Origin of the sequence: Rhodococcus sp. EPR-134, assembly GCF_001647205.1 — a bacterium.
GTDB classification, from domain to species: Bacteria; Actinomycetota; Actinomycetes; order Mycobacteriales; family Mycobacteriaceae; genus Rhodococcus_F; species Rhodococcus_F qingshengii.
Window position 1 is genome coordinate 1 of sequence record NZ_LVCT01000606.1, and the last position, 8,769, is coordinate 8,769.

The 8,769-nt window shown below is 61.7% G+C and carries 10 protein-coding genes; 9 read left to right on the forward strand and 1 reads right to left on the reverse strand.

Annotation, left to right across the window (positions count from 1 at the left end; genetic code table 11):
• Positions 1-31: 31 nt before the first annotated feature.
• The 8 genes from A2J01_RS26640 (at position 32) to A2J01_RS26675 (ending at position 7,386) form a co-directional block, all read left to right on the forward strand.
• Positions 32-871: a phage major capsid protein gene (locus A2J01_RS26640; RefSeq protein ID WP_064113947.1), complete on the forward strand. Its 840-nt coding sequence runs from the start codon at positions 32-34 to the stop codon at positions 869-871.
• Positions 872-1,192: 321 nt separating this feature from the next.
• Positions 1,193-1,384 carry a helix-turn-helix domain-containing protein gene (locus A2J01_RS26645; protein WP_064113948.1) on the forward strand — a complete coding sequence of 64 codons (192 nt, stop codon included), beginning with the start codon at positions 1,193-1,195 and terminating at the stop codon, positions 1,382-1,384.
• Between the two features lie 507 nt (positions 1,385-1,891).
• On the forward strand, positions 1,892-2,668 hold the full coding sequence (locus A2J01_RS26650) for a helix-turn-helix domain-containing protein (RefSeq protein WP_039973248.1): 777 nt from the start codon (positions 1,892-1,894) through the stop codon (positions 2,666-2,668).
• A 156-nt stretch (positions 2,669-2,824) separates the two neighbouring features.
• Positions 2,825-3,859 (forward strand): iron-siderophore ABC transporter substrate-binding protein, encoded by a 1,035-nt coding sequence (locus A2J01_RS26655; RefSeq protein WP_064113949.1) that lies wholly within the window; start codon positions 2,825-2,827, stop codon positions 3,857-3,859.
• Positions 3,856-4,899, forward strand: coding sequence for a FecCD family ABC transporter permease (locus tag A2J01_RS26660; RefSeq protein WP_054827389.1), 1,044 nt, complete (start codon positions 3,856-3,858; stop codon positions 4,897-4,899). The genes A2J01_RS26655 and A2J01_RS26660 overlap by 4 nt, the downstream gene beginning before the upstream one ends.
• Positions 4,896-5,948, forward strand: coding sequence for a FecCD family ABC transporter permease (locus A2J01_RS26665; RefSeq protein ID WP_064113950.1), 1,053 nt, complete (start codon positions 4,896-4,898; stop codon positions 5,946-5,948). Before A2J01_RS26660 ends, A2J01_RS26665 begins: the two co-directional genes overlap by 4 nt.
• Positions 5,945-6,760, forward strand: a complete 816-nt coding sequence (locus A2J01_RS26670) for an ABC transporter ATP-binding protein (RefSeq protein WP_064113951.1) — start codon at positions 5,945-5,947, stop codon at positions 6,758-6,760. The genes A2J01_RS26665 and A2J01_RS26670 overlap by 4 nt, the downstream gene beginning before the upstream one ends.
• The gene (locus tag A2J01_RS26675; RefSeq protein WP_007731668.1) at positions 6,757-7,386 is read left to right on the forward strand and encodes a pyridoxamine 5'-phosphate oxidase family protein; all 630 of its coding nucleotides are present in this window, start codon (positions 6,757-6,759) and stop codon (positions 7,384-7,386) included. The genes A2J01_RS26670 and A2J01_RS26675 overlap by 4 nt, the downstream gene beginning before the upstream one ends.
• 159 nt (positions 7,387-7,545) lie before the next feature.
• Here A2J01_RS26675 and A2J01_RS26680 read toward each other — a convergent pair whose 3' ends face one another.
• The gene (locus tag A2J01_RS26680) at positions 7,546-8,100 is read right to left on the reverse strand and encodes a DUF4352 domain-containing protein (protein WP_051720817.1); all 555 of its coding nucleotides are present in this window, start codon (positions 8,098-8,100) and stop codon (positions 7,546-7,548) included.
• 357 nt (positions 8,101-8,457) lie between these two features.
• On the opposite strand from A2J01_RS26680, the gene A2J01_RS26685 reads away from it, so the two are divergent.
• Positions 8,458-8,769, forward strand: a 312-nt coding sequence (locus A2J01_RS26685) for a cation:proton antiporter domain-containing protein (RefSeq protein ID WP_197494312.1), incomplete at its 3' end; no start/stop codon positions are given.

The following is an 8,769-nucleotide window of genomic DNA, read 5'->3' on the forward strand; positions in this document are numbered from 1 at the left end:
CTGTTTTGTCATTCCACGAATAGGAATCACCATGCTTACTTCAACCGCTGGCGTTACATCTATCCTCACCCCCGATCAGGTGAACGCACTACTCATTCAACCTCTGCAGAATCTCGCAATCGCAACCCGCGTCTCGACCGTCGTCAACGTCGGCACACACGGACTCCGACTACCTTCCGTGCTCGAAGACCCGTCTGCCGGCTGGGTAGCCGAAGGCGCCGAGATCCCGGTCAGCGAGTCCGACCTCGGCGAGATCGAAGTCGTCCCCAGCAAGCTCGCCGGCCTCGTTGTCATCTCCAACGAGCTCGCTGCAGACTCTTCCCCCGCCGCGCTCCAGGTAGTCGGCGACGGATTGGTTCGAGACATCCAAACTAAGCTCGACACCGCATACTTCGGGAACCTCGCAGCGCCCGCAGCCAAGGGTCTGGCATCGATCACCACAACCACTGTCAATGCTGGCGCATCCTGGACCAACACCGATCCCTTTGCTGAAGCCATCGCAGCCGCGGAGACCAAAGGCGTGGTGATCACGAACTTCGTCGCCAACCCTGCCGATGCACTACTCCTCGCGAAGGTGAAGAAGCAGACCGGAAGCAACGAGCCTCTGCTTGGGCTCGACGCCACCGCTCCGACCGCCCGAACAATCCTCGGTGTACCGCTGCTCGTCTCACCCGCAGTACCTGCCGGCACCGTCTGGGCGATCCCGCAGTCCCGCAGCTTCGTCGCCATCCGGAACGACACCTCGGTGACAACGGACGCCAGCGCGTTCTACACCAGCGACCGCACCGCCATCCGAGCAACGATGCGTGTCGGATTCGGGTTCCCCCAGCCCCTCGGAATCGTGAGGATCAACATCACCGCCGGCGGCTAAACAACCACCAACGAGAGCCCCGACCCAATCCCAGGGTCGGGGCTCTTTCGTGCCTACAAGGACAACCCAGGGGTGTCTATGATCCACCCCTGCCCATACCCCGTCGATCGATCCACACGGAAGGGCGCTTTGCATTACGCCGCTGACCCCGTACGGGATACAGGGTCGGTTCGATCCCCGGCTCCTGGGCTTTTACCGAGTTCCGGACCGAAAAGTGCGTGGAGAGAGAAGCGTTAGTATGCGGAGCGGGTGGCAGCAGGATCGATCGAGGGTGCACCCGGAGGGTCTATAAATTTGACCCCTCAGCCATAGGGTCAGGATATGAGCGAGAACATCAATACCCCATGGATGAACGTCTCCGAGGCCGCGGCTTACATGCGCCGGCATCCCGTCACTGTCCGCAAGGATCTTGAGTCCGAGCGCCTTCTCGGGTATCAGCGCAAGGCGCCGAATGGTCACTGGCGAATCCATCGCGACGACTGCGATCGGTTCCTCCGTGGCGAGCAGGGTTGACCTAGTCTCGGCTCAACCGACGTCAGGTATGGAGAAAACTCCATATACGGTTTGCGCGGTCCTTGGAGGACTTCTCAAATGAGGGGTAGTCATCACGACAACCCCTGCCTCAGTTCAACTCAACACTTACTCAACGCATTGATGGCGAATCACGGCGAACTGTGCCGAACTTCCCGAAACTTAAATCGTAGCTAAAGGCCAGATCAGACAGACTTTCCCGAACTTTGACGGACTATCAGAGATTGTTTGTTTTAGACCAAGAGGTTAGGGGTTCGAATCCCTTCGGGCGCACAAGAAAGAAGGTCACAGACTTCAGGTCTGTGACCTTCTTTTTGTTGTGGTGCATACGCAATTCTTGAATGTGTGTGAGGTCACCTCGGCGATTTCGGGCGGTGATCCTCGCGATCGTGGGAACCGACAACCGATCCCCGCGATCGTGGGAACCGACAACCGATCCCCGCGACCTATGCTTTCTGCGGAGCAGCCACGCGAACCGAGGAGAACCCGTTGGAGACCGTCGACAGTCGGACGCTCCCGGTCTACTCGGCCGGGGCGGTCGAGGTGCCCTTTGTCATTGCGGGCATGGACGAACTTGTCTCCCGCGAGACCCGGTGGGATGCGCACTCGCACCCGACTCACGAATTGTTGTGGAACGAGCGGGGAGCGTCGAGCGCCACGGTGGGATCGCGCACGTGGACCATTACGCCGACCGTAGGTCTGTGGATGCCCGCCGGCGTCCTGCACTCGGCGATCGCGCCGGCCGGCACCTGGTATCGCGCCGCTCAGCTCGACATCGCATCGGTTCCTTCTCTGTCCGACGTGCCGGTGGCGATCGAGGTCACTCCGCTGCTGCGGAACCTCCTCGAGCGACTGGCAGACGAGTCACTCGGAGCTCCTTCGCGCTCGCTCACGGAGCAGATGGTGATCGACGTGCTGGCACCGTCGCCGAACGAGTTGCTGGTGCTGGTGCCGGACTCGCCACTTCTGCAACCCATCGTCGATGCGATCGGTGACGATCCGAGTGACATGCGAACGCTGTCCGACTGGGCAAGGCTCCTCGGTGTCAGCCCGCGAACCATCACCCGGGTATTTCGGTCGGAGACCGGGATGAGTTTCGGGCAGTGGGTCTCGGCTGTGCGCGCCCAACGAGCGGTGACCCTTCTTGCCCACGGCTTGGATCTACAAGAGGTTGCCGAGCGTGTGGGCTACCACTCGACCAGCGCATTCGGGGCGGCATTCCGGCGCACGACAGGCGCTACACCAGGGATGTTCCGGGCTAGCTGATCGGCCATCACACCTTGTCTCGATCGCTACACGGGGTGTCCCAAACACGCGATTGCGCCACATTGCCCTCCCGTATACGGTTTAGGCAAACCTCACCTAAGTGCCTGATTGAGCCGGGTTGAGGGCCGTACCCCTTCTCGAGAGAGTTCTGTTTTCATGCGTTCAAAACGCTTCTTGGCGGTGGCCGCAGCAGCGGTCGCAGTCGCCCTCGGCATGACAGCTTGCAGTTCCGACTCCTCGGAGACCGCCGACGGCGGCAGCGCCGGAAGCGGATCCAGCTCCTTCCCTGTCACGATCGAGCACGCTTTCGGAACTACGACGATCGACGCCAAGCCGGAGCGAGTTGCCACCGTTGCCTGGGCCAATCACGAAGTGCCCCTTGCTCTCGGCGTGGTTCCCGTCGGAATGGCAGCGGCGACTTTCGGTGACGACAACGGCAACGGAATGCTGCCGTGGGTCGAGGAAAAGCTCGACGAACTCGGCGCGAAGCCGCCGGTGCTCTTCGACGAGACCGACGGCATCGACTTCGAAGCCGTCTCCGATACGAACCCTGACGTCATTCTTGCCGCGTACTCCGGGTTGACGCAGGAGGATTACGACACCCTCAGCGAGATTGCTCCGGTCGTGGCATACCCCGAGGGGCCGTGGGCGACGTCGTGGCGCGACGTCATCAAGTTCAACAGCATGGGCTTGGGTATGGAATCCGAAGGGCAGGAACTGATCTCCACCATCGAAAAGGAGATCGCCGACGAGGTTGCCTCGCATCCGCAGCTTGCCGGCAAGGCAACCATGTTCCTGACGCACGTCGACACCGCTGATCTGAGCCAGGTCAGCTTCTACACGGCGAACGACACGCGCGCCGCGTTCTTCGAGGACCTCGGACTTTCGACGCCGAAGAGCGTTGCCGGCGCCTCGACGGGTGGTGAGTTCTCGAAGAAGGTCAGTGCGGAGCGTGTGGACGTCTTCGACGACGTCGAACTGATCGTCACCTACGGTGACCAGGCACTTGTCGACGCACTCAAGGCTGACCCGCTGCTCTCGCAGATGCCTGCCGTCGCCAACAACGCGATCGTGTTCCTCAATGGAACCGGGCCGATGGGAACGGCGGCCAACCCGACTCCACTCGCGATTTCGTGGGTACTCGGCGACTACGTCGATCTGCTCGCCGGGGCCGCTGGAAAGTCGGAGTGACTGTAACCTCGCAGGATTCGACGTCGGGCGCTCGCGATACGCGGCGCCCGACGTTCGGCAATTCGCTGTGGTTGATCGCCCTTCTCGTTGTCCTCGCGGTGCTCATGTGCGCTTCGATCGTCATCGGCTCTCGTGAGGTCGACTGGTCCGATATCGTTGCCGCACTAGGCGGTTCAACGGACAACATCGGTCAGGGTGCGATTGCCAAGCGCATTCCGCGGACGGTGCTCGCGATAATCGTGGGAGCTGCGCTCGGTCTTGCCGGCGCTGTGATGCAGGGGATTACCCGAAACCCTTTGGCGGATCCCGGAATCCTGGGCGTCAACATGGGCGCTTCGCTCGCCGTGGTGATCGGAATGGCGTGGTTCGGACTGTGGACCCAGACCAGCATGATCTGGGTGGCCGTACTCGGTGCAGCCGGGGCGGCGTTGTTCGTCTACGTGGTCGGGTCACTCGGGCGAGGTGGAGCCACGCCACTCAAGTTGGCTCTTGCCGGGGCCGCAACATCGGCTGCGTTTGCTTCGTTCATCACTGCGATCATGCTGCCGCGAAACGATATTGCGGGCAACATTCGTTCGTGGCAGATCGGCGGCGTCGGTGGCGCGAGTTTCGAGGTGATCCGGCAGGGTCTGCCTTTCCTCATTGTCGGCTTCGTGATCTGTCTGCTGTCAGCGCGCAGTCTCAACTCTCTTGCGCTCGGCGACGAGGTTGCGTCAGGTCTCGGCGAACGCGTCGCGGTGGTTCGTGCAGTGGCAGCGCTCGGTGCAGTGTTGCTCTGCGGTGCAGCCACTGCCATTGCCGGACCGATCGGCTTCGTCGGTTTGGTTGTCCCGCATCTGTGCCGCCTGCTGATCGGTATCGACAACCGTTGGCTACTACCGTTTTCTGCGCTGACAGGTGCCGGCCTTCTCGTCGCCGCCGACATTCTCGGACGAATTGTCGCCCGGCCGAGCGAAATCGACGTCGGCATCATCACCGCGCTCATCGGAGCGCCCTTCTTCATCTATATCGTCCGCCGTCAGAAGATACGTGAGCTGTGACCACTACATTCGTTACTCCCGAAGTCGAGGTCGACGCAGTCGGAGCAAGCCGTATCCGGCGAGGTAGACGCCGCCGCATCGTGATTGCCGTGCTGATGGTCCTCGTCGTCGCATCCTTCGCGGTCACTCTGATGGTGGGAAAAACCTTCTACCCGCCGTCAGATGTGCTTCGGGTCATGCTGGGGGAGAACGTGCCTGGTGCCTCGTTCACTGTCGGCCGCCTCCGGCTGCCTCGCGCTGTCCTCGCTGTGTTCGCCGGAATCTGTTTCGGCTTGGGCGGCATCACGTTCCAGACGATGCTGCGCAACCCGCTCGCGAGCCCCGACATCATCGGAATCAGCTCCGGCGCAAGCGCTGCAGCGGCTTTCGCGATCATCTCGCTTTCACTCGGCGGTTCACAGGTATCGGTTTTTGCTATCGCCGTCGGTCTGGGCGTCGCAGTCTTGATCTACGTTCTGTCTTTCCGGGACGGTGTGGCGGGCACTCGGCTCATACTGATCGGTATCGGCATGGCCGCGATGCTCGACAGCGTCACCGCCTACCTGCTCAGTACCGCCGCCGCATGGGATCTGCAGGAGACGATGCGTTGGCTCACCGGCAGTCTCAACGGTGCCAACTGGGGTTCGACGGTTCCCCTACTCCTGGCGCTGGTTGTCCTCGGACCGGTGCTGCTGAGCCAATCGCGCAACCTTTCGACCAGCCAGCTCGGTGACGACGCAGCACAAGCGCTCGGCGTCAGAGTGGAACGAATGCGCATTCTGTCGATCATTGCGGCCGTCGGACTCATCGCCTTTGCCACTGCCGCTGCGGGGCCCATCGCCTTCGTCGCATTTCTGTCAGGGCCCATCGCCGCCCGCATCGTCGGTCCGGGAACATCACTTTTGATTCCGTCGGCGCTGGTCGGAGCGCTGCTGGTGCTAGTTGCCGATTTCTGCGGACAGTACGCCTTCGGCACCCGCTACCCCGTTGGCGTGGTGACTGGCGCGCTGGGAGCGCCGTATCTCGTCTACCTCATCATTCGCTCCAACCGAACGGGAGGTTCGCTGTGACCGAATCCCATACTCTGACTGTCGAAAACCTCGAACTCGGTTACGGAGGACGGACCGTCGTCGAATCGCTCGACCTCGCGGTGCCGCCGGGAAAGATCACGACCATCGTGGGCGCCAACGCGTGCGGCAAATCGACACTGCTGCGGTCGATGTCGCGGCTACTCAGTCCCCGAAGCGGTCATGTTCTGTTGGACGGCAAGGATGTTCATCGCCTGCCCGCGAAGAAGCTCGCTCGCACGCTCGGTCTGCTGCCGCAGTCACCGATCGCACCGGAAGGGATAGTTGTCGCCGATCTCGTCGGCCGTGGTCGTCATCCACATCAGCGGGTGCTGTCGAGGTGGAGTCGCGAGGATGACGCAGCTGTCGCCGAGGCGCTTACGGCTACGGACACAACCGGATTGGCCGAACGATCGGTGGACGAGCTTTCCGGTGGTCAGCGCCAACGTGTGTGGATTGCGATGGCGCTCGCCCAACAAACCGATCTGCTTCTACTCGACGAGCCGACCACCTTCTTGGACGTGAGCCACCAGGTTGAGGTCTTGGACCTGCTCACCGACCTGAACCGGACTCGGGGTACAACGATTGTCATGGTTCTGCACGATCTCAATCTCGCCGCCCGCTACGCCGACTACCTCGTCGCCATGGCCGATCGCCGGGTCTACGCGGCGGGTGATCCTGCCGAGGTGCTCACGAGCGACAACGTCCGCACCGTGTTCGGTCTCGAGAGCCGAATCATCCCCGACCCCATGTCGGGTAAGCCGTTGGTGTTGCCGCTCGGGCGCCACCACGTGCTCGACGACGTGTCGACGTGACGGCGTCGAACGCCCCGGGCGGGCGGATCGAATCCGTGGAACAACTCAATGCGATTCTCGGACAGCCCCATCCGACGATCATGGAGAAGCAGACCGCTCACACGACTCCGTTGATCCGTGAATTCATCGAGCAGGCACGGTTTTTTGTGCTCGCGACATCCGATGCGGCCGGAAATTGCGATTGCTCGCCGCGTGGAGACCTGGTCAGTCAGGTTCTGTTTCCCGACGAGAAGACGCTCGTGCTCCCGGATCGTCCGGGCAACCGGCGCGCTGACTCGTACCGGAACATGATCGAGAATCCTCACGTGGGGATCCTCTTTCTCGCGCCCGGGCACGACGAGATCGTGCGCGTCAACGGCACGGCGACTCTGTCCACCGATCCTGATCTGTTGGATTCGATGGCGATGAACGGCAAGCCTGCACAGCTTGCGGTGATCGTGCAGATCGACGAGGCGTATCTGCATTGCGCGAGAGCAATTCTGCGGGCGAAGCTGTGGGATCCGTCGACGTGGCCTGCATCCGATGAGGTGCCGAGTCTGCGCGACATGATGGCGGAGCAACACAGCCTGCGCGTCGAGGACCTCGAACCCGCCAGACAAGAGGCGTACCGCAAGTACCTGTACTGACCTCAGTCCGTTGGCCTTTCGCAGGAGAACGGTCTCCACCGGCTGATCGTCAACTGGTGGAGACCGTCGTTCTTACTGTTCCGGGTTTACTGAAGCGAAATTGTGGCGCCACCGGCTGATCGTCAACTGGTGGAGACCGTCGTTCTTACTGTTCCGGGTTTACTGAAGCGAAATTGTGGCGCCACCGGAGAACATCGAGTCGTGTACCTCGATCTCCTTGGGGGTGGCACTGGTCGGGATGTCGAAGACAATGGTGGTCTTCCGTGTGATGCCGGGGTTTATGTCGCCGCCGATCGCGGTTTCGGCGTCGATATTGATCGCTGCCATCGTGTTGTTGGTGAACTCGCGACCTTCGGTGTCGATCAAGGTCTGATTGGATCCGAAGTAAGCCTGGGGCTTGTCGGAAGTGTTCGTGATCTCGACGTGAACGAGTACGAACTGACCCTCAGCTTGCTCTTGCAAGTAGGGATTGTCGCCGATCGTCGTGAGGCCGGTCTCGATACCCGTCACGACGAAACCGAACTTTCCGTCTCGCACTTCCTCGCCGATTCCGGGATTCGAAGACTTCGTTTCCTTGGGAGCTTCGGCCGGGGCAACTGCGGCCACGGAGGCACCGTTGGCCGCGGCTTGCGTGGTTGTGGGGGCCGCGGCGGATTCTTCCTTGTCTTTGTCCCCGCCGCCAGTGGCGATCGCGACAATCACGAAGAACGCCACGATGCCTCCGATGACCCATGGCCACTTCTTCTTTTTCGCCGGTGAAGGCGGCGGTTGCTGAAATCCACCGGCCGGCTGAGCGTACTGGCCCGGGAACGGCGCGCCAGACTGATCTGGATAAGGCTGTCCATAAGGTTGCTGAGCCGGTGGTTGCTGTCCGTAGGGCTGCTGGGGTTGCTGCCCGTACGGCTGCTGAGGCGGCTGGCCATATGGCTGGTTAGGGTCCTGCGGGGGTTGTGTCATGGCCGTTCCTTCACGTGGGATTGCTCACGCATTACTAGGTGAGCATTCGATACTTCTACCAGACTGACCGGTCGCAATGTGTGCAGAGTGGTCGGTTTTGTCCGACAATGATCCGTGCCTTCAATTGCCTCCTCGCTGTTCTGGATTGCGCTGATCGCGGCCATTGCGCCGATAGTCGCGGGCCTGATCCCGCGTCGACTGGTTCCCGAAGTGGTGTTGCTACTGCTCGCGGGCGCAGTGGTCGGGCCGTTCGCCCTCAACATCGCAGCTGACAGCGAAGCGATCGGCATCCTGCGCGAACTCGGCCTCGGCATGCTGTTCCTGCTCGCCGGCTACGAGATCGACCGACAGGAACTCAGTGGGCGCGGCGGACGTCGAGCGCTCTACACGTGGCTGTTCTGCCTCGCGCTGGCGTTCACGGTGGTC

What these genes read in the sequence shown, in the direction of transcription:
- A2J01_RS26640 (WP_064113947.1), top strand. Translation starts at nt 32, where the DNA reads ATGCTTACTTCAACCGCTGGCGTTACATCTATCCTCACCCCCGATCAG.
- A2J01_RS26645 (WP_064113948.1), top strand. Translation starts at nt 1,193, where the DNA reads ATGAGCGAGAACATCAATACCCCATGGATGAACGTCTCCGAGGCCGCG.
- A2J01_RS26655 (WP_064113949.1), top strand. Translation starts at nt 2,825, where the DNA reads ATGCGTTCAAAACGCTTCTTGGCGGTGGCCGCAGCAGCGGTCGCAGTC.